The organism is Dyadobacter jiangsuensis, assembly GCF_003014695.1.
Taxonomy (GTDB): domain Bacteria; phylum Bacteroidota; class Bacteroidia; order Cytophagales; family Spirosomataceae; genus Dyadobacter; species Dyadobacter jiangsuensis.
Map to the genome: position 1 here is coordinate 143976 of NZ_PYAS01000014.1, position 21536 is coordinate 165511.

Consider the following 21536-nt stretch of genomic DNA (forward strand, 5'->3'; position numbering starts at 1 on the left):
CCCTATGTGCCCTTCAACTTTTATCAAATCATTATTTCAAAGCTGAGAAATCTAACTGCTGGATCAATGCGGGATTTTCCGGCGACAGCGTGAAATATACTTTAATATTGCCGGAGGTACATTTCAATACAAATGTGCCACGGAGCTGATTTTCAGCGACGATTTCGGTCGAACCGGTGATCGTTCCCGCTTTGGCAAGCAGTGCATCCAACTCTTTTCGACGGTGCGAGACGGAGCGATCGGGGAAAAAATTTTCTGCGAAAATACCGCTCTGCTCGGCATACTGCCATGTCGGAAGGAGTTTAACGAGCTGGTCTTTTCTTTGTTTCAGAACATTCGAAACGGCAACCGGCAGTGGTTTCAGGCCAGCCAGCGCAATAACTGTGTCGAGCACTGCTGTATTAATTGTCGCCATTCCCGCATACGTGCGGTTCGCGTGTGCGATGATACCGATGCCGTATTCCGGTAGAATCTGCCATTGGCTGCCAAACCCCGGCAAGCCTCCCGTGTGACCGATCCCCGTCCTACCCTCGCAGTCCTTGCTCCAACGCAAGCCGTAGCCATATGCCGACACCATCGCGCAGGCGCGCCCGCCCGGGTACTTGTACGAGGCATTGAGGCTGTTGAAGTTCCAGGGCATTTGCATTTCGCGCACGTCGCTGCGGAGCACCGGGCCCGCTTCCGCGCCGGACGACGGCGGCCAGGCCGACAAATGGAACGCAACATATTTGCTAAAATCGTCGATGGAGGTAATCAGCCCACCCATAGCGCCGTAGGTACCGTCGTGTTCCAGTTCTTCTTCCTTCCAGATATCGTCTTCGTAGCGGTAACCATGCGCAAGCAGATTTTTCGGGGCCAGTGTGTATTCCCAAATGGTATTGGTCATGCCCAACGGTTTGAAAACTACTTCATTAATATACTGCTGATAGGGCTTGCCCGACACATTGGAGATAATCTTGCCGAGCATCGCAAAACCCAGATTACTGTATTCATAAGTAACGCCCGGCACGTTGGAAAAGGATATGCCTTTCGAAATCAACGCGATCAGCTCCTCGTCTTTGGTATCCAGCTGGCGGTCGCCCCACGGGTTATCTTCTGGAAAACCCGCCATATGCGTTAGCAGATGCCGGATCGTAATCGCCGGTGCATCTTTCGTCAGCGACGGCATGTTCTTCAATTCGGGGATATAAAGGTATGCGGGGTCGTCGAGTTTCAATTTCCCTTCCTTCCGAAGCGCCAGAATACCCATCGCAGTCACACTCTTGGACATCGATGCAATGCGGAAAAGCGACTGGGGCGTCGCTTTCGTAGAGGTAGCGATCTCTGAAAAGCCTTGTCCGCCCGAAATCAGCAGCTTGCCATCCACTACCAACCCGAAGGCCAGCCCCGGGAAATGGTTTTTCTCCGCGTAATCGCGATAGAGTTTTTCGATAACCGGCAGTGTTGCCCTGATTTTATCGAGCCGCTCCGGAGAAACGGTTTGTGACCAGGTTTGAAATGCTATTAAACTCAGGAGTGAAGTGAAAATGACGCGCATCGGGTAGTAAAAGGGTTGGTTAGGTGAATGGGTGAAGTTAAAAAACAGTCACCGTTTTGCCTACTATTTTACTTACAACCACTCCTTCCCGAGCCGCTAAATCACTAAAATGCAACGTTTCTTGGTTTTGTACAACACATACTTTTTAATTTAATTTAAAAAATCCAATTCTCATGAATCAAATGGTTGCCTAATGCGTTAAATTTGCATTACTGAAAGTTAACAACTGCACATAATGCAATTTTAAGGCCCATTACTCCTGAATCAAAAAAATTAAAAAAATTATATAAAGATATTACTAATCACACAGTCATGAATTATTCAATTTTCGCTCCTTCCGACTCCCGAAGATATTTAAGATGGGCCGTCGCGGCCTTCTTCTTCGTACAAGGACTCAGCTTCGCCGCCTGGGCAAGCCGGATCCCGGACATTAAAAACATGCTCCACCTCACAGAAGGCGGTCTCGGTACCGTGCTTCTGGCCCTTCCTTTGGGCTTAATGGCCAGCCTTCCGATCTCCGGCTGGATGGTAACCCATTACGGAAGCAAGAAGATGGTATTGATCGGCGCCGTTTTGTATGCAATCACACTCACATTCATCGGCTTTGTAACCCGCACCGAGCAGCTCGTCATCGCATTGTTCGCATTCGGCTTGTGGGGCAACCTTACCAACATTGCTGTAAATACCCAGGCAGTGGCAGTTGAACAGGTTTACGGTAAATCCATTATGGCATCCTTTCACGGCTTGTGGAGCCTTGCGGGCTTCGTAAGCGCGATGATCGGCTCGCTGTTCATTTCGGTACACGTCCCTCCTCATATCCATTTCATCGTCATCGCATTGATCGCATTCGCCATCATTTTCACCGCGTACAAGCACACCATGCCTGATACCGAGAAAGAGGCAGGTGAAGAGCAACCGATGTTCGTAAAACCGGACCGCGACCTGCTGATCCTTGGTTTGATCGGCTTCTGTGCGATGGTTTGTGAAGGCGCTATGTTCGATTGGAGCGGCGTTTACTTCCAGGAGGCCGTTCACGTACCTGCTTCGATGACTACCCTTGGTTATGTAGCCTTCATGGGTACCATGACCGGCGGACGTTTTGCGGGCGACTGGCTTGCCAACCGTCTCGGACGTCGCAAAATGCTGCAATTGAGCGGCACGTTAATGGGTACCGGGCTTGCTATCGCGGTAGCATTCCCAACCCTGGTAACTGCTACATTGGGCTTTCTGTTGGTAGGTTTCGGTGTATCATCGGTTGTTCCACTGGTATACAGCGCTACCGGACGTTCTAAAACCATGTCGGCTGGAATGGCCCTGGCGGCGGTTTCGTCTATCAGCTTCATCGGCTTCCTCATCGGCCCGCCGTTGATCGGTATCGTAGCACAGTTTGCCAACCTTCGCTGGTCATTCGCGATTGTAGGTGTGCTGGCAACGCTGACAGCCTATTTGTCGACCAAAGCCCGTCTGATCGACTAAGACGTACTGGTACATATTTTTCAATGCGAAAAGAGGATAGCGGTCACGTTATCCTCTTTTCGTTTTTAAAGCGCAAGACCTATGAAAAAACTCAGCCTGGGCATTGGCCTGCTAATCCTATCCCTCACTGGCGTAAATGCACAAAATGACGCATTACGGCCATTGGACATGAACCTGGAAGCATATACCTATCCTTTCCCCGTCGACTACCTCGAATGGGAATCCCAGGGCGAAAAGCTTCGCATGGCATATATGGATGTGCGGCCTGCGCGGGCCAACGGGCGGGCGGTCATGCTCCTGCACGGGAAGAATTTCAACGGGGCCTATTGGGAAGAAACCGCCAGAGCGTTAGCAGATAAGGGTTTTCGCGTGATCATTCCCGATCAGATCGGTTTCGGGAAATCCAGCAAGCCTATGCATTATCAGTATTCTTTTCATGACCTGGCTGCCAATACCAAAAAGATCCTCGACAAGCTGGGCATTGGCAGGATAGCCGTTCTGGGGCATTCGATGGGCGGCATGCTGGCAACGCGTTTCACATTGATGTACCCGGAAATGGTGCAGAAATTCATCCTCGAAAACCCGATAGGTCTTGAAGATTACAAGGCCAAGGTACCATACCAGCCCGTCGACAAATGGTATATGAGCGAGTTGAAAAGCGATTTCAATTCCATTAAAAACTATCAGCTGAACAGCTATTATGACGGCAAGTGGAGGGAGTCTTACACGAAATGGGTAAATCTGCTGGCCGGCTGGACACTTGGGAAGGACTATCCGAGAGTGGCCTGGAACAGCGCATTGACGTACGACATGATCTACACGCAACCCGTTTGCTATGAATTCGGCCATATTAAGGCTCCTACGCTGCTCATCATCGGCCAGCGCGACCGGAGTGCCGTGGGCAAGAACCTGGCGCCTGAGCATGTGCGAAAAACGCTCGGAAATTATCCGGAACTCGGCAGGCAAACCAAAGCGAAAATCCCGCACAGCGAGCTTGTAGAGCTCGAAAATATCGGGCATTTACCGCATATCGAAGATTTCAACAAGTTCATTACACCTTTGATACGGTTTCTCGAAAAATAATTGCCATTTATATTTGTAACGTAGATAAAATTTACAAATATAAATAAACTAAAACATAAATGCCGCACAGATTGCTTACCGTGCGGCATTTGCGTCGTTACATACCTAGTGGCATTTTGGGCAACCAATGACTATCGCCGGTGCTACCAATATTACATTGCTACGCGATTGGGATTTTCACAATCCAGTGCCGTCAGGCACGTAACATGGGTAGGGATACCGGCAACTACCAACGTTTTAAATGCTGTCAAGCATGCAACTACAAAGCTAAGGAGCAACCCATCCTCAGGCATACCGGACTTCTCTGCACTCCGTGTTCCGCTTTCAAACATCTCCAAACCAGCCTTATCAACCCAAAAACTGACTCACATAGTTACGGCTGGTCAGAATGGCGCTTTTCACATCAGTGATATTGCCTTCATAAGCCTTGTCTTCTACCTCAATCACAACGGGTCCTCGATAGCGTACATCCGTGAGTGCGGCAAAGAAGCCGCGCCAGTTCACATCTCCCAGACCGGGTAGCTTAGGCGAATGGTACTCCAACGGGTTAGCAAGGATGCCTACATTATTTAATTTATTTTTATAAACTTTCGCATCTTTCAAATGAACATGATGCAAACGAGATTTATAATTATAAATTGGTAGCAACTCGTCCATCATTTGCCAGATCATATGCGACGGGTCATAGTTCAGGCCGAACAACGGATCCGGGATGATTTCGAACATCCGGTCCCACACAGCCGGGCTGATCGCGAGGTTCTTTCCTCCCGGCCATTCGTCGTCGGTGAAAAACATGGGACAGTTTTCAATCCCTATTTTCACGTTGTTTTCTGCTGCTACCTTTACGATCGCAGGCCAGACGTCGGCAAAACGGGCCAGGTTATCTTTAATGCTTTTGGAAGGATCACGACCAATAAAAGTGGTTACGACAGGGATATCGAGCTTCGCGGCACCGCGGATTACCTGCTTGATGTGTTCTATATAATACTCCGAGCGGTTCGGATCGGGATCGAGCGGATTAGGATAATAACCCAGTGCCGAAATAAAGACCCCGGCTTCTCTGAGGTTGTGTTTGATGGACGATACCTTCTGGTCGGTGAGGTTGTTGACATCGATGTGGGTCACGCCCGCGTACCGGCGGCTGTCGGCATTATCGGCCGGCCAGCACATCATTTCTACACACGAAAAGCCATTATTTCCAGCAAATTGAACGACGTGTTCAAAGCCGAAATCGGCCAGGATTGCACTATTAAAACCTAATTTGAGCATAAGGACTTAGTTTTTTGGCAAACATCCGCAAAAAACGACCGGGTTTCAAGGGTTACCCGAAATTCCCATCCAAAATTTCCGAGGCTTCATCAACGCAGGATACCACTGGTAAATATCGCCCCCTATGAAATCCTGCGAATTTTAGTAATATTGATCCGACAAAAACAATGAACCTTAACGCTTTATCACTTATGGCAGACTCTGAACCGGGTATTGGTAAAAAGATACTCAGCTTTTTCATCAAAGACGCCGACGAAACCGCCTCAGGAGCACAAGCTCCAAAACCAGCGGTAGCGAGCCCCGCTCCCGAAACGTCGAAACCAGCACCTGCGACTGTTACGAATGCAGCGGGTACAGGCCAGATTGACAAGAAGTTTACAGAGCATTTTGTCAATCTACTCGAGAAAGCCAACCTGCCCGGCCCCGACTATTTCGAATATAAACAGGCGCTTCAAAGTATGGAAGGGCTTGGATTGGGCGAAGAAAAGCAATTTCAGGCAGCCTGGGCGAGTTTCAAGGCCATGGGCGGCGCAAAAGATACCACTGTTCTCAAAACTTCCGCCGATCAATATCTCACGATTCTGGTCAAGGACCGTGAGTCGTTCCTGAAAGATGTCGAGAAGGCCATCAAGGAGCGAGTCGGCGCATTGCAGGACGAGCATCAGAAACTGGAACAAACGAATGCGGCTTATGCGCAGCAAATCATTGATTTACAAAAGAAAATCGACGATAATAAAAACCGTCTGGGGCAGATTTCCGGGGAGGTTTCGGAGCAGACAGCGAAAATCAATACCAATAAGGACAGTTTCGAGGTCACCTATGTGAGCTTTGTAGACCAGATACAGTCCGACCTGGCAAAAATCAACCAATATCTTCAATAAAACCTGACAACTAAATCACAATGGCAACACCAGATTTCACCCAGATCGGCGGCTCGCAGGAGGATTCTTCCAAGAAGTCCTATTGGAGCCGACCGGAAGGCATTACTTCCCTCCTTTTCCTGGGAGGTGCAGGGGCTGTGGCGCTCTATTTCTGGAACAAAATCGCGGCTTTCCTGATCGAAGTAACCCAAAATACGCTGTACCTCGGCTTCCTGATGGCCATACTCGCGCTCGTAATCTTTCTGCTGACGAGCAAGGATGTGCGCACGGCGACCTTCTTCCTGTTCAAATCGCTCATGCGGAGCATTACCGGTCTCATTATCAAGCTGGATCCGATCGCGATCATGAAGATTTACGTCGACGACCTGAAAGAGAAACGCGAAAAAATGCAGGGGCAGATCAACACGCTGGCCGGCCAGCTGGTGAAGCTCAACAAGAACATTAACGAAAATAACGAGCGCATCAAGCAGAAATTCGCGGAGGCCAACAAGGCGAGCACCATGTTGGATCGCCCGGGCATGAAGGAAACGGCATCGCTCGCGACGATTGAAGGCGCCGGTTTGCAGGAGATGAACGAGAAACTTCTCCCCTTGCAGCGGAATATGAAGACTGTGCTGGAATTTATGGAAAAAGTAAACAAGAGTGCAGATTACATTATTAAAGAGACCGAAATAAAAGTTAAACTCAAAGAAGCAGAATATAGAATTGTAAAAGAAAGCTCCAATGCATTGCGTACGGCAATCAGCATTTTCAAGGGTAATCCTGATAAGAAGTTCTATTTCGATGAATCGATGGAATACATCCAGGATGATATGAGCCAGAAACTGGGGGAAATGAAACGTGCGATGGATTTGTCGCTGGACTTTATTAATGGCGTGGACGTGCAGAATGGTTTGCTATCGGACAAAGGACAGGCCATGCTGGAAGCTTACAACTCCGGGCAATTTAAACTGATCCAGCTGGATTCGCCCGCGCCTGCCACCCGCTCGATAGATACGCCGAAAGATTCGAGCTATAAAGGCTTACTGGATTGATAATTCTTCATTTATTCGCTTCATATTTCTCATTTTTCACATCATAACTACATGAAAAGACTAACAGTTGCCGGCCGGTTGATCATCACCGCGCTCATTTTGGGGGCCATTTTCGTCGGGTATAAGTACCTGGGCGGGCAGAAAGCCCTCAACCAAATGGCCGAAGATCAGGCGCAAAGCCCTCAGACAGAAGCTACCACCGGCGAGGCCGAGAGCACGGCGTCGGATCCGGGCACTTCATCGAACAGCGAAGCCACTGCTTCGGGCGAGAGCGCAGCATTCACCTACACGTCACCCGCGCCCGTGGACGGAAAACTCCGCGGAGTTGTCGAGCTGGGTGCAAGCGGCTTCAACTCATTTATCATCACAGTTGACAAAGAGAAACGCTGGAAACTGGAAAAATCGGAGTTTGGCAACAGCCTCGTAACCGAGAATATGGCCACCGACGAAGATGTGCGCATTGGTTTGAAAAAGTACATCGGTACCATGCTCGATTACGGTGTGGGCAGCAAAGACATCCATTTTGTGGTGAGTTCGGGGGCTGCAAAAGCAGAGGTAACTACCAAAATTACCCGCGTTTTGAAGTCGCTTGGCTACGTTGTAAACCAGGTTACTCCGGAACAGGAAGGCCAGCTCGCACTCAAATCAGTACTGCCCGCCGAATATGCCGACAAAGCATTCGTAGTGGATATTGGCTCAGGTAACACCAAAATTTCCTGGATCAGCGGCGGTAAAATCTCCGCACTGGAATCCTACGGAGCGAAATACTTCCAGGAGGGAACCGACGACTCAAAAGTATACCAGGAAGTGAGCGCGAAAGCGAAACAAGTACCTGCCAATCTGCGTAATACCTGCTTTATCATTGGCGGCGTACCGTTCGAAATGGCCAAGGAAGTTCGCAAAGGCAAGGAGCGTTACACTACTTTGAGCGCTCCATTGGCGTACACCAAACTAACCAATGCCAAATCCAAAGCCGGAGTTAACATTTATAAAGCTGTAACCGACGCAACCGGCTGCCAGCAATTCGTATTCGACTGGGACGCTAATTTTACGATTGGCTTTTTGCTTGGGCTGTAATTAGCAGGGAGGAAAGGGAGGATGGAGGAAAGGGAGGATGGAAGTCCTGCCCCTCTTCCCTTTCCTCCCTTTCCTCCCTTTCCTCCCCTTCCTCCTTTCCTCCCTTTCCTCCCTTTCCTCCCTTTTTCAACCCATGACGCTACAACAATTCTTCGCTTCCGTTTCATCCAATCCGTGGCCTGCGGTAGTTTACTTTTTGATATTGCCATTTACGGCGTGGGTGGTAGGCATGGCCGCGGACGGGAGCCGGGATATTAAATTCTGGGGCATCATTTACGCCATTCTGGTTTATGCAGTTTGCATTCCAGGCATCTTTGCGGTTACCCTCAACATTTACCTTTTCCTCTTCGAACGTCAGAGCATCTGGACCGCCAACATCGTTTTGCAATATTTGCCCATCATTTCGATGGCGATTACTCTGATGCTGATCAAAAGCAAGATCCCATTCTCCCTGATTCCCGGTTTTGGGAAAATTTCAGGATTTCTTACCTTGATTGCCGCGCTCATCGGCGTCATGTGGTTTTTCGACAGAATCCACTTAGTAGCATTCACTTACGTTCCATTTTCGGTCATTCTAATCGGTTTTGTACTCACTTTGCTAGCCATCAGGTTTGCATGGAGCAAATTGTTCTGAACAACGGCACGTACATTCAAATCTCTGTCAGCGACGAACAGAAGCTTTTTGCCCGTCACCTGGTGAACCACTCGGTAATTCATCATCACACCTCGAACATTTGGGATAAAAATACAGATTGCCTCGCGCAGACGCGCATGATGCGTTTCACGGGTACGCTCGGCGAGGTCGTCTTCGCGGACTGCTACCACCTTCCCCGCCCTGCCCGCTCGTTCGGCGCCTCCGACGGCCAGGACTGGGGCCAGGATTTCCTCATCCGCTCCGACACCGGGGATTTCGCCGTAGACATCAAATCTATGAAACGCCGCTCCGGCATATTGGCCCGCGACTATGTACTGAACATACCTTCGTCCCAACTTCACAAGCCCGGCTCCAAAACCACGCATTACTTTTGCATCTCTTTCCACCAATCCGAAACCGAAGGCACCATTGCGTCATTGCTCGGATTTATTGACAAACAAGCCTTGGAAAATGGCGAAATCGGAAAGTTGTTCCGTGCAGGGACAAAGCGTGTGCGGGCCGATGGGAGTGCATTTACCTTCAATGAATCGACTTACGAAGTGTTGTTTTCCGACATTGCGCCTCCGGTGGTAACTAATTCGCTCCGCCGGATAAAGGGATTCCGTTTGTGTCAATTGAAATGAGTATGTTTTGTGCGTAAATTTGATTTAACATTCATCAACTGTTTGCACTAGCATGAAAACTTCGAGCACAGAAAAGAGCAAGCTGACATTGAGTGTCAGGAAATCCAGTCTGGAAAATGCCAGAAAGTACGCCAAAGAACATGGTACTACCTTATCACTTCTGGTCGATAACTATTTGAACAATATTCCGTCACAAGAAGAGACGACCAAGCCCCCTTACAGCATAAACGAGATGTTCGGTTTCCTGAAAGACAGTCCGATGAGGAATATGACCGACCGCGAAATCAAAGACATGATGATCAAGGACAAGTATGGCATATGAGGTTGTTTATTGACACCAATGTCGTGCTGGATCACGCCCTTTTTCGTGCGACAGGGCAACCTTATGAAGCAAAATACATACTTTCGTGGGCTGATCAGCAACGCATACCTATGTTCGTGTCTACCGGAAGCTTTTATACTTTTACCTATTTGATGCACAAAAATGGCATCCGGAAAAGCGAACTGACCAATAGATTATTGTCTTATCTGCATATTTTTCAGATCGCAGAACATGACAAGGCAAGCTTAATGAGCGCCCTCTCCAACAATTTCCGAGATGTCGAGGATTCATTTCAATATCAATGTGCCTTAAAAAACAACTGCGATTATCTGATAACGAACAATTTGCGGGATTTCCGATCAGGGAACAATGACAGTTTGCTCGTGATGTCGCCACTGCATTTCCTAACCGACACGCTTCAAAAGCAAAAAGGCATCGACTTTTAAATGGCTTCACAAACCCGCACGTATGCGCGCAAGAAATTGCTGGGCCAGGTTTATACACCTTTTCATATTGTCGATAAGATATTGGGGCATTGCGGCTTTTATGAGGCCGATTTGAGCGGAAAACGCATTTTAGATCCGGCTTGCGGTGACGGGCGCTTCCTCGTTCCCATGGCGGAATTTATCATTCGCAATACTCCGACCGACCAGATCGCAGGGAAACTGCAACAACTCCACGGCTGGGACATCGATCAAAAAGCATTGCAGCAATGCCGCGAAAACCTGGATGCACTCGTAGCACCACTGGGGTTGTCCGTGGAATGGAATTTGCGGAAATGTGATGCGTTGAAACAATGGCGTTCGAGAAAAAAATTCGACCTGATCGTCGGGAATCCGCCTTATATCCGCATTCAGCACCTTCCTGAGGCTCAGCGAAAATACATTCAAAAGCACTATTCATTTTGCAGTACAGGATCGACCGACGCATTCATCGCCTTCTTTCAGCTAGCTGCTAAACTATTGACGGACAATGGCATTTGCGCGATGATTACGCCTAATTCCTACCTGGTTTCGGAGTCTGGCGGCCCGCTGCGGAAGTATTTTCATAAAAAACGCAACCTGCGGCTTATCACCAATTACCGCACGATACCTGTTTTTGGAGCGGCGTCCACCTACCCCGCTATTACAATTTTCGGTGGCGAATCGACCAACTATTTCCGGTTCGAGCATTGCCTGAATAATCGTTTTGAATATGAGGGCCGCGACGTTCCGCATTCCGAGTTACGGATCGACATTCCGTGGCAGCTCTCCGTCCGCGAGCAAACAAAGCAGGAAGGCCAGCGGCTGGGTGATATTTGTAAAATTTCTGTTGGATTGACAACGCTCGCAGATGGTTGTTACCTGTTTCAAATCATCAGCGAAAAAAATGGCTTGGTGTATGCCAAAAGCAAGAGCGGATTCTTTACGCATTTGGAAAAAGCACTTTTAAAACCGATCGTCAAAGGCTCGAAACTAAAAGGCGCGGACGATGTTGTGACGGAATATATTTTGTTCCCCTACCAAAAGGATGAACTTGATAAACAGCGCATTATCCCAGAAGAAACGCTCAAAACTGAATTTCCTCAAACATATTCCTATCTGCTTAAAGTAAAATCCGAACTGGATCGTCGTGATAACGGGAAGCCTAACGCAGTGGCATGGTACGCATTCGGGCGGGCACAGGGACTGGATAATGCATTTGGCAAGAAGATCATTTTCTCGCCGATGAACCGTGAACCCAATTTCATTTTGTATGAAAATCCGGACGTAACGGTATATTCAGGCTATTTTATTAAGTATAATGGTGATTATCAATCACTTTTGAAACAACTCAATTCGCAACGAATGGCTGATTTTGTGGCTGTGGCGGGTCGGGATTTCCAGGGCGGGTACAAAGGTTATAACAAAAAGGTAATCGAAAATTTTATTGTCACCAATCATTCCTGATACTATGGATATTAACGCCGCTATCGACCGTTTAACCTGGCTATGCCACCACATTCCGACACTTATCGGAGCTGCTTCCGAGCAGGAGCTTGAACGTAAGCCTTCGCCCGAAAAATGGAGCAAAAAAGAAATTCTTGGCCATTTGATCGACAGTGCCGCCAATAATCATCAGCGGTTTATCCGGATTCAGTCCGAACATGAGCCGGTGATTTTCTACAACCAGAACGACTGGGTTGGGTTGAGTCGGTATAACGACATCGCTACTGAACAGCTGATTTCAACCTGGAAGCATTATAACCTTCATTTAGCAGCCATTGCGAAAGCGATTCCGTCTGAAAACCTTTCGCGTATTGGTAGAGGCAGGGACGGCCAGCCGCATACGTTGAAATGGTATTTTGACGACTATGTCGACCACATGGAGCACCATTTACGTCAAATAATAACTTACTAATCAGTTCGATACACAAATAAAAAATTTAAATAATTCATAAATAAACGAACGTTCATTTATATTTACATCATGAAAAAACGATTAACGATTGAGAATCAGGGACGCTAATAAGGAAGCACTGATCCGCGAGAAGGCCATTGAATTGATCGTCAACCATGGCTTCGACGGGTTAAGTATGCACAAACTCGCCAAAGCAGCGGGTGTATCGGTCGCGACGATTTACATTTATTTCAAAGACCGGGAGGATCTGATCCAGCAAGTTTACACCGATGAATCGCGCAAAATGACGGAGGCCACGCTGCTCAACTTCGACCCGGATGCGCATTTCGATGAGGGTTTGAAGCGGCAATGGATCAATCGTATGACCTATTGCCTCGAAAATCCGTACAGCATGACGTTCATGGAGCAGGTAAAGCATTCGCCGCTCGTCGACCGCTCGACCGTGGATACGCGATTTTTGCAGGCAATGCAGCGGTTTGTCCATAATGCGATCGACCGGAAGGAAATTATGCCACTGCCGGTAGAAATATACTGGTCGATCGCATTTGCGCCGCTCTACCAGCTTGTCAAATTTCATATTGCGGGTAAAAGTATGCCCGGCCGCCCTCCATTTGTATTTGATGAAGAGAAAATCAACCTCACACTGGGATTGGTATTAAAAGCCTTAAAACCTTAACGGAAAGCTGAAACCGGTCCGCATCCTATTTTGTTTGCCATGAACGATCATAGTATTACCGAAGCGTTTGTGCTGGTTTTTAAGACCAACATCAATAACCCAAAGCAAGTCAAATCGATTGCGACTATGCTCGATAACTGTCCCGACATCCTGAAATGGAACGTCGACCTGGCCGATATCGACAAAGTGCTGCGCGTCGAATCGACTCACGCGCATTGCGGGCCCGTGATCGAGCTGGTCACCCGTGCGGGCTACGCATGCGAAGAATTAACAGACTAAAAATTTACAAAATCAAACTCTATGTCCGAAGCCAAACCCACATTTACCGGCTATGAAAAGTTCATCATAGCGCTTTTAGCCACTTTGCAGTTTACAGTTGTACTCGATTTCATGGTGCTATCGCCATTGGGCTACATTCTGCTCGACAAATTATCCATTACCACCAGTCAGTTCGGGCTGGTCGTATCCGCTTATGCATTCAGCGCGGGTGCTTCCGGGCTGCTCACCGCCGGTTTTGCCGACAAGTTCGACCGGAAAAAACTGCTGCTTTTCTTTTATGTCGGCTTTCTGATCGGGACACTCTTTTGCGGGATCGCACCTACCTACCATTTGTTGCTGGCGGCGCGCATATTCACCGGCATTTTCGGAGGCGTAATCGGTTCGATCAGCTTTGCCATCATTACCGATTTGTTCGCGATCAATGTTCGCGGGCGCGTGATGGGTTTTGTACAAATGGCTTTCGCCAGCAGCCAGGTCCTGGGCATCCCTATCGGGCTCTATCTGGCCAACCAATTCAGCTGGCATGCGCCGTTCCTGATGATCGTCGGACTTGGTCTGATTGTCGGGGTGTTGATCGTAACCCAAATGAAACCGATCGACGCGCACTTGAAGAACCCGCGGAAGGGTAATGCATTCCAGCACCTGGCCAAAACGCTCGCCCGCCCCGACTACCTTCAGGGCTTCGCCGCCACTGCGCTGCTTGCCACTGGCGGGTTTATGCTCATGCCATTCGGTACTGCTTTTGGTGTACACAACCTGGGCATCGCCGAAGGATCGCTCCCGACATTGTATATGGTAACGGGCATTTCGATGCTCGTGTTTAGTCCGATGATCGGGAAGCTCAGCGACAAAACCGGGAAGTACAAAGTGTTCCTGATGGGCTCGACGGTGACCTGTATCATGACCCTCATTTATTGCAATCTCAGCGTGACCCCGCTCTGGATTATCATCGGTTTGAACGTCCTGCTCTTCATCGGAATTACCGGCCGGATGATCTCCGCTTCGGCGCTCATGACGGCAGTTCCCGACCCGCAGGACCGCGGCGCCTACATGGGTATCAACTCGTCGATCCAGCAAATCGCCGGCGGGCTTGCCTCGTTACTCGCAGGATTTATTGTTTCGGAAACGAGCACCGGCTTCATTGAAAACTATCCATTGTTGGGTGATGTGGTTGTGTTCGCTGTAATCGTTACCGCATTACTTATGTACCGTATTCATAAATATGTTGCAGCAAAATTAGCAGCAGTAGCACCTGCGAATGCGCCTAATCCGGCGGTTTAAAAGTTTTTGACTAACTATATTGTCACGCTGAGTAGACTGGACCGCGCTTCGACCGCCCGGCGGCCCGGTCCGCTCAGCGTGACAGTCATTTTATAGCATTCTTATTATCAAATCATTATAAAATAATTACAAAAAAATTCTTTTAATACTTTTTATTCATTTAAAATGATTGATACATTTACCACGACAAAAACTTTTACGACTTTCTATTTATAAGGATTAGGGATAAAAATATTTTACGTTTATTTACGTATTGGACGCGAAATAAACTATTAACTTTTTATACTTATAATACTTTTAAATGAAAATCATCAGTATTGTCAACAACAAAGGTGGTGTGGGAAAGACTACATCTGCCCAGAGTATTGCTGCCGGTCTCAGCAAATTTGCCAATGCGCGAGTGCTGGTAATTGACCTGGATGCGCAGGCCAGTCTTACCAAAAGTTTCGGCATTCATCATGCCGGCCTAAAAAAAGACAGCGGCTCGTTCATCACCGGCGAATACGAATTTGATGAGATCGTTAAGCGAGTTGGAGACATTGATGTTTTACCCGGATCAGCCGAAATGATCCACCGGGAAGACACGATCAAGTCGGCACCGGTTTTTCCTTTCAACCTGAAAATTGCATTGGAAAAAGTGAAGGACCGTTACGACTTCGTGATCATCGACTGCCCTCCTGCCCTCTACGGAAATACGAGGCTGGCTTTGGTGTCATGCCACCAGTATTATGTTCCGTTGCAGGCAGAGTTTTTAAGCTACGAGGGTTTGCGGAACTTCCTGGTGTACTCTGCGGAAATCAAGAAGATCAGCCCGAGCACTAACCTCGGCGGTGTGTTCGCGACGCGTTACAATCCGAAGATCCGGAAGAAGATCAGCCACGAACTGATCATGGCGACGAGGGAGCAGCTGGGTGAAGTTTTCATGGAAGCGTACATCCGCGACAACATCGCATTGTCGGAAGCGCAGGCCAACGGAACGACGATCTTCGATTACGCGCCAACAAGCAACGGAGCAGAAGACTATTATAAGTTAACAAAAGAAATACTGGAACGAATAAATAACTGACACGTATGGCAAAGGAAAGGAAGTTTGATTTTGCGCCACTACCGCTACCCGAAGTACAGGACGAGCCCGTCGTAGCAATTACCCCGGCACCCACTGCCGAAGTCGTTGACGGCGCCCCCACCAAGGTTACCTTCGATTGTGATTTTGTGCTGATGGAAAATATGAAGGATTACGGTTACTGGGAAGGTCTGACGCAAAAAGACATCATCATCGAATCCTTAAAGCTATATTTCCAGGACAAAGAAATCCGTCCACGCCCCGATAAGATACGCAACCGGACGAAAGTAGGCCGCAAACCGAAATCGGCATTGGTATAAAAAAAGAAAGTCTCCTGAGAGGGAGACTTTTTTGTTGCATTGCATTTACTGCTTCACAATCTTCCCGCTTACTTGCCGCTTACCATTGGTAAACTTATAAATGTAAAGTCCCGCAGCACCTTCCAGCCGGATCTCCATTTTCTGCTTAAACAAACGACTGACCAATTTCCTGCCCGACTGATCGAATAGTGTGAAAAGCGACTCCCCGGGCAACATCGTCTCCACTGCTACGCGCTCTTTCGCCGGGTTGGGCGAAACTTTGACCCATTGTGTCGGGTCGGTCGGCATAGACAGAATCGGATCGACATGAACCTCCGTATACAGAGTTTTCGAGCACCCCTTGTCGTCGGAGACTTTTACCTGATACGTACCTGCATGGCTGAGGGTCACATTCCGAAACTTGGCGTCGGGCGTATCGGCATGAAAGAGCCTGGGTCCCGCCCACTCATATTCCACTCCTCCTGCCGCGTGAAGCTCAACTGTTGCGCCAACTGTGTACGGGCTACCATTATCGACCGTCGCATTGGGCAGCGGCAGCACCGTTACCGTTGCCTCTGCCCGCATGGATGGATATCCGGTAAATTCACAGGACGCGGAATAAGTGGTTGTTTGAGTAGGAACCGCGGTCAGTGAATTGCCCACCGCCCCATTCGCCCAGCTTACCTTGCCCGGACAGCCATAGGCAGTTACGATGACCGTATCGCCGGCGCAAGTCACCGCTTTCGATGCCGCAACTTTCAACACCGCCGGAAGGGACGACCGCAGTGACCAGCTGATCGTTTTCGTCCGCAACTGACGTGCGTTGTCTTTCCGGCTTAATGCGGTAGAGTCAAAAACAGTAGCTGCAAGCGTCGACCAGTCCGTAACCTCGTCCGGCTTCAAAACGACTTGATCGACGTTGTCTGCTATCAGCATTCCGTTGAGTCGCCATTCGGCTTGAAGGCTGTTGGGTACCGGCTTAACCAAGTCGAGTTTGAAGGTTGCGCCCGCATCCACGTTTGTCGCATTTGCATTACCTGGTATGAACCGGTCTATGGGGCTTACCAGACTAAAAATCCGCTCGACGATGGCTTCTGTGCAGACGGCACAAAATGGCTTATCAAGGTATGCCATCGAGCACTCGCCGGGCGAAGGCCGGCACCAATGCGAAGCTTCACCGCTGCCGTATTGATAAATGGAAATCGGTGGATAATTAAGCCAGCTGTGCCACTTAACCGGCCCCGGCATTTCCTGAGAAGTCATATTGGGTGCTTCCCTTCCAAAAACAGCATCGTTCCAGCTTTCATCGGCAAGGTTTGCGAAGGTGTGCCCTACCTCGTGCCTGCCGGTCTCATTCGGCATTCCTTGCAGCGTAAATATCGCGGTACTTCCTCCGGACCCACCGAGGTAGGAACTGTTGGCGAGCATGATCACAAGGTTCTGTTCGGGAAGATGGCTTTTGAGCAATGCCTGATAAACCTCCCATTTTGCGATCGTCATCAGCCGCTGAGTGTATGAACCAAAAGACACCCCGAAAAAGGTATTTTTGGTTTCAACAGGCTGTCCGGGAACTGCATCCGCCGCAGTGCCGGGATTTGTGATCCCGCTTTCCGGGGATGGAGTCTGAATGGTAAAAAAATTGAAGTAATCACGGTAATGAACAAATGGCTCGCACTCACGAAGAAAATCGGCGAACTTTCGGGCCTCCAAGACAAATTTGGGCATTTCGTCCTTGGTAAATCCATCGCCTAAAATGACGACATTAATACGTTTATCCAGCGATCCTGTTTTGTAAAGCGTGTCCACTTGGTAATGCTGGGAAAAAGCGCAGAATGTAGCGCACAAGAGCATAAGTACAAGAAATAATCTCTTCATAAAATATATAGTGTGTTATTGAACAATTCTGTATCACAGCAGGACTCGCTACTGCACCGCTACTTTCCCGGAAACCGCCCTGCCCCCGTTGATAAACCGGTACAAATACATCCCCGCCGCCAGATTCAGCTTGATATGCGTTTTCTTTTCAAAGTACTGGGAAATCAGCTCGCGCCCAGCCGGGTCAAACAATTGTACATTGGATTTACCTGGCAGCTTTGTCTCCACAGAAATGTAATCCTTTGCAGGATTGGGGGAAACAATCACCGGCATTTGCGGGTCATTGGGCGCGGAAAGCAGCAGATCGACTTTTACATCAGCTTTGGCAGTCACTGAACACCCCTGCGCGCTCAGAATATCCGCCCGATAAATTCCTGCGTTGGCTGTTCCTGCATTTTGAATTAAAACATCCGGCGTGTCCGCGAAAAAATTGCCCGGGCCCGTCCATTTGTAGCTATGCCCGCCGGAGGCACGGAGCTGAATGGTTTGTCCTTCATAGTAAATTCCACCACCAGCGATGGCTCCTTTGGGCAAAGGCAACATTTTAACTGACGCCTCAGCCGTAATAGTGGGCTTACCCGCAACCTTGCATTGAGCCTGGTAGCTACCCGAAGTCGATGGCCTGATCTGTATGGTCTTTGCATTCTCGAAGGTCGACCACTCCAAGGTTCCGGGACAACCATATGCAGTCAAAGTCAGTTGCTCGCCCGCACACAATGAGTCCGCGGACGCAACAATATGAAATACAGCGGGAACGGAGGACTTCAACTTCCACGCAACAGAATGTGTGCGCAAAACCTTTGCATCATCCCTGCGGCTTAACCCGACAGAATCGAACACAGAAGCAGTCAGTAGGGACATATCAGGTATTTGCCTACTTTCGAGATCCAGCTCGTTACCCGAGACGGATAGCAGCCGTCCATTTAATCGCCACTCGGTCCGCAATGTGTTCGGAACAGGATTTAAAAGGCTCAGTTTAAAATTGTGATTTGCATCCGCGTCGACCGTACCAGTCGTATCCGGCTCCATCTTCTCAATCGGGTTGACAAATTGCAGAATGCGCTCCACGGTACCTTCCCGGCAGACTGCACATAATTGCTTGTCATGAAATTCCATCTGACAAGTTCCGTTTGCCGGCTTGTTCCACAATGCAGCCTCGCCATTTGAGCCATACGGGTAAATCGCTATGGGCGGGGTATTAAGCCAGTTTTTCCATTTAACCGTTGCTTCGTCGGAAACGGCTGTCATGTTTGCTGTTTCCCTGCCGACAACGCCACCGCCCCAATACTCGTCGCTGAGACGGCCGAGTGTATGCCCGATCTCATGCATTCCCACCGTGTTGGCAGTTTCGTTCAATGTAAAAACAGCTACTAATCCCCCGGATCCTCCGTAATAGCGTGTGTTTAGCAATACCACAACGACATCATATGCAGGAAGATGCGTGGCTAAAAGGCTAGAAAGAACGTCCTGCCTGGTTACTTGAACCGACCGGTGGATGAAAGAACCGAATGTAGCCCCAAAAAAAGTGTCTTTCTTTTCGACAGGCTGATCCGGATATGCATCAGGGGCATTGCCCGGGTTGGTAACACCGCTTTGCCTGGAAGGTGTACGGATGGCAAAGAAGTTGAAATAATCGCGGTATTGATTGTAGGGCTCAAACGACGTAAAGAATGCAGCAAATTTTCGGGCCTCCTCGGCAAATTTCGGCATTTCGCTACTTATAAACCCATCACCCAGAATAACAACATTAATCCGGTTGTCGAGCGGGCCGGTCTTTTGAAGGGTATCAACCTCATAGTGTTGTCCCGAAGCACTGATAACTACGAATGTCAAGCAAAATGTAAAAATCAGTGCCTTCATTTATCTCAGTATGGAAATGTCAAAATTCATACTAATGCGATCCCACTGCTATCCTTACTGCACAGCTACTTTGCCGGAAACTACCCGACCGCCATTTGTGAACCTGTACAGATACAGCCCCGTAGCCACATTCAGCTTAATATCTGTTTTCTTCTCAAAAGATTTTGAGAACACTTCCCTCCCAGCCTGGTCATACAGTTTGATACTCGACCTCCCGCCCAACCTGGTTTCAACAGAAAGAAATTCCCGTGCAGGGTTCGGTGAAATGGTGACGAATGCTTCCGGACCGGTAGGGACCGAGAGGACCGGATCGATCTTCACCTCTGTCTGAGCCGACTTGGAACATCCATTTGCATCCGTAACCCCCACTTCATAGGTACCCGCACTTTCCAGGACTGCATCGTGCAGAAGAACATGCGGCAATGTAGATGCAAACGATCTTGGGCCGCTCCAAAGGTAACTGATGCCGCCGGTCGCAGTAAGCTCTATGGTGCCGCCCACCAGGTAGGGGCCACCATTTACTGCGGTTGCGTTCGGCAATGGCATTACCTGCACGGGCACCTCAATCGTTTGGGTAGGCGCTCCTTCCACCTTACAAAAAACAGAATAGGTTGTAGTCTGTTCGGGCTTTACTTTTAATGATGCTCCCGCCGCTCCACCCGTCCAGCTTAATGTACCCCGGCAACCATAGGCCGTGAGTGTAACTTCCTGACCGACACAGATAGTATCCTTCGATGCTGTGACCCGAAATACATTGGGGGTACCGGATTTGAGCGTCCATTCCAGTGTCCGCGTACGATCAGCCCTGGCGCCGTCATACCTGCTGACATCGGTAGTATCGAAAACAGAGGCGGCCAGAATGGCGCCGTCGGGCGCCTGCTCAGGCATGAGCGTAAGTTCCGCACCCGTTGTTGAAAGCAGCTCACCATTGACAGTCCATTGCACCTGTAACGTATTGGGGCTAGGCGCCAGTAAACCGACTTTAAAGGTTTGCGCATCATTGACAGTCACGACACTCCCGGCCGCCGGCTCCACATTTTCGATAGGGTTAACCTGTTTCAGAAGCGTCTCCACCGTCGCTTCACGGCATACCGCACAGAATTCCTGATTTAAATATTCCATCAGGCAGGTTCCATTTGCAGGCTTATGCCACAGTGCCGCGTCCCCGGTCTCTCCATGTTTATAAATGCCGATTCCTGTTTGGCTCAGCCAGTTTTTCCATTTAACGAGTGCTGGGCTGCTTTCCTTCGTCATATTCGGGGCCTCCCATCCGTAACCCGGCCCTGCCCAATATTCGTCGTTGAGGTGTGAAAAAGTGTGCCCGATTTCATGTACACCGATCGTATTCGCCTGCGTGTGGAGCGTGTGTACGGAGATACTTCCGCCCGAGCCGCCGTAAAAAGGCGTATTCACGAGCACAATCACCAGATCATACATCGGAAGCTGCTTGGCAAGAAGCGCATAGAGCACGTCGTACTTAGAAATTGTTACCAATCGGTGAATGGAGCTACCGAAAGTGGAGCCAAAAAATGTGTTTTTTACACCAACGGGCTGGTCTTTATAAGCGTCGGGAGCGGTGCCTGGGTTCGTTACACCGCTTTCGGCGGACGGCGTGCGAATGGCGAAAAAGTTGAAATAGTTGCGATAATGGAGATAGGGATTATAGCCCAGGAAGAAATCAGCAAAGTTTTTAGCTTCCGTCGCAAATTTGGGAAGCTCTTCCTGCGTGAAACCATCCCCAAGAATCACGACGTTGATCCGGTTATCCATCGGCCCGGTTTTATAGAGGGTATCAACCTGATATTCCTGACCGAAACAGACGGCAGCAATGCAAATCGCATACAATGTGCTAAAAATACTCTTCATA

Annotated in this window: 21 protein-coding genes; 16 read left to right on the forward strand and 5 right to left on the reverse strand. The window is 49.0% G+C overall.

The window, feature by feature from the left end; genetic code table 11:
- Nucleotides 1-31 precede the first annotated feature (31 nt).
- Nucleotides 32-1537 (reverse strand): serine hydrolase domain-containing protein, encoded by a 1506-nt coding sequence (locus tag CLV60_RS25740; protein WP_106598269.1) that lies wholly within the window; start codon nt 1535-1537, stop codon nt 32-34.
- Between the two features lie 312 nt (nt 1538-1849).
- Between CLV60_RS25740 and CLV60_RS25745 the strand changes: the two genes are divergently transcribed.
- Together CLV60_RS25745 and CLV60_RS25750 are read left to right on the forward strand one after the other, a co-directional pair.
- Nucleotides 1850-3013, forward strand: a complete 1164-nt coding sequence (locus CLV60_RS25745) for an MFS transporter (RefSeq protein WP_106598270.1) — start codon at nt 1850-1852, stop codon at nt 3011-3013.
- A gap of 81 nt (nt 3014-3094) precedes the next feature.
- Entirely contained in the window at nt 3095-4096 is a 1002-nt protein-coding gene (locus CLV60_RS25750; protein WP_106598271.1) for an alpha/beta fold hydrolase, read from the forward strand.
- A 348-nt stretch (nt 4097-4444) separates the two neighbouring features.
- Here CLV60_RS25750 and CLV60_RS25755 read toward each other — a convergent pair whose 3' ends face one another.
- On the reverse strand, nt 4445-5365 hold the full coding sequence (locus tag CLV60_RS25755) for a sugar phosphate isomerase/epimerase family protein (protein WP_106598272.1): 921 nt from the start codon (nt 5363-5365) through the stop codon (nt 4445-4447).
- Nucleotides 5366-5556: 191 nt separating this feature from the next.
- Here CLV60_RS25755 and CLV60_RS25760 point away from each other — a divergent pair, with 191 nt between their 5' ends.
- The 14 genes from CLV60_RS25760 (at nt 5557) to CLV60_RS25825 (ending at nt 15955) form a co-directional block, all read left to right on the forward strand.
- Nucleotides 5557-6246 carry a hypothetical protein gene (locus CLV60_RS25760; protein ID WP_106598273.1) on the forward strand — a complete coding sequence of 230 codons (690 nt, stop codon included), beginning with the start codon at nt 5557-5559 and terminating at the stop codon, nt 6244-6246.
- A 20-nt stretch (nt 6247-6266) separates the two neighbouring features.
- Nucleotides 6267-7280: a hypothetical protein gene (locus tag CLV60_RS25765; RefSeq protein WP_106598274.1), complete on the forward strand. Its 1014-nt coding sequence runs from the start codon at nt 6267-6269 to the stop codon at nt 7278-7280.
- Nucleotides 7281-7331: 51 nt separating this feature from the next.
- The gene (locus CLV60_RS25770; protein WP_106598275.1) at nt 7332-8357 is read left to right on the forward strand and encodes a Ppx/GppA phosphatase family protein; all 1026 of its coding nucleotides are present in this window, start codon (nt 7332-7334) and stop codon (nt 8355-8357) included.
- Between the two features lie 133 nt (nt 8358-8490).
- Nucleotides 8491-8991 carry a hypothetical protein gene (locus tag CLV60_RS25775; RefSeq protein ID WP_106598276.1) on the forward strand — a complete coding sequence of 167 codons (501 nt, stop codon included), beginning with the start codon at nt 8491-8493 and terminating at the stop codon, nt 8989-8991.
- Complete coding sequence (locus CLV60_RS25780) at nt 8973-9635, forward strand: hypothetical protein (RefSeq protein ID WP_106598277.1); 663 nt, start codon at nt 8973-8975, stop codon at nt 9633-9635. The genes CLV60_RS25775 and CLV60_RS25780 overlap by 19 nt, the downstream gene beginning before the upstream one ends.
- Before the next feature lie 52 nt (nt 9636-9687).
- The gene (locus tag CLV60_RS25785; protein ID WP_106598278.1) at nt 9688-9957 is read left to right on the forward strand and encodes a DUF6364 family protein; all 270 of its coding nucleotides are present in this window, start codon (nt 9688-9690) and stop codon (nt 9955-9957) included.
- Nucleotides 9954-10403 (forward strand): PIN domain-containing protein, encoded by a 450-nt coding sequence (locus tag CLV60_RS25790; protein WP_106598279.1) that lies wholly within the window; start codon nt 9954-9956, stop codon nt 10401-10403. The genes CLV60_RS25785 and CLV60_RS25790 overlap by 4 nt, the downstream gene beginning before the upstream one ends.
- Nucleotides 10404-11885, forward strand: a complete 1482-nt coding sequence (locus CLV60_RS25795) for an Eco57I restriction-modification methylase domain-containing protein (protein WP_106598280.1) — start codon at nt 10404-10406, stop codon at nt 11883-11885. It begins immediately after the preceding gene.
- Nucleotides 11886-11889: 4 nt separating this feature from the next.
- The gene (locus CLV60_RS25800; RefSeq protein WP_106598281.1) at nt 11890-12336 is read left to right on the forward strand and encodes a DinB family protein; all 447 of its coding nucleotides are present in this window, start codon (nt 11890-11892) and stop codon (nt 12334-12336) included.
- An 88-nt stretch (nt 12337-12424) separates the two neighbouring features.
- On the forward strand, nt 12425-13012 hold the full coding sequence (locus CLV60_RS25805; protein WP_211302277.1) for a TetR/AcrR family transcriptional regulator: 588 nt from the start codon (nt 12425-12427) through the stop codon (nt 13010-13012).
- A gap of 39 nt (nt 13013-13051) precedes the next feature.
- Nucleotides 13052-13291: a hypothetical protein gene (locus CLV60_RS25810; protein ID WP_106598282.1), complete on the forward strand. Its 240-nt coding sequence runs from the start codon at nt 13052-13054 to the stop codon at nt 13289-13291.
- A 21-nt stretch (nt 13292-13312) separates the two neighbouring features.
- Complete coding sequence (locus CLV60_RS25815; protein WP_106598283.1) at nt 13313-14572, forward strand: MFS transporter; 1260 nt, start codon at nt 13313-13315, stop codon at nt 14570-14572.
- Between the two features lie 301 nt (nt 14573-14873).
- Complete coding sequence (locus tag CLV60_RS25820) at nt 14874-15638, forward strand: ParA family protein (protein WP_106598284.1); 765 nt, start codon at nt 14874-14876, stop codon at nt 15636-15638.
- A 5-nt stretch (nt 15639-15643) separates the two neighbouring features.
- Entirely contained in the window at nt 15644-15955 is a 312-nt protein-coding gene (locus CLV60_RS25825; RefSeq protein ID WP_106598285.1) for a hypothetical protein, read from the forward strand.
- 45 nt (nt 15956-16000) lie between these two features.
- Here the strand turns inward: CLV60_RS25825 and CLV60_RS25830 are convergent, their stop codons facing one another.
- Genes CLV60_RS25830 through CLV60_RS25840 form a run of 3 tightly spaced genes read right to left on the reverse strand, consistent with a single transcriptional unit; the run spans nt 16001 to nt 21535 of the window.
- The gene (locus CLV60_RS25830; RefSeq protein WP_106598286.1) at nt 16001-17809 is read right to left on the reverse strand and encodes a M64 family metallopeptidase; all 1809 of its coding nucleotides are present in this window, start codon (nt 17807-17809) and stop codon (nt 16001-16003) included.
- Nucleotides 17810-17857: 48 nt separating this feature from the next.
- Nucleotides 17858-19669, reverse strand: coding sequence for a M64 family metallopeptidase (locus CLV60_RS25835; protein ID WP_106598287.1), 1812 nt, complete (start codon nt 19667-19669; stop codon nt 17858-17860).
- A gap of 54 nt (nt 19670-19723) precedes the next feature.
- Nucleotides 19724-21535, reverse strand: a complete 1812-nt coding sequence (locus tag CLV60_RS25840; RefSeq protein WP_106598288.1) for a M64 family metallopeptidase — start codon at nt 21533-21535, stop codon at nt 19724-19726.
- Nucleotide 21536: the final 1 nt, after the last annotated feature.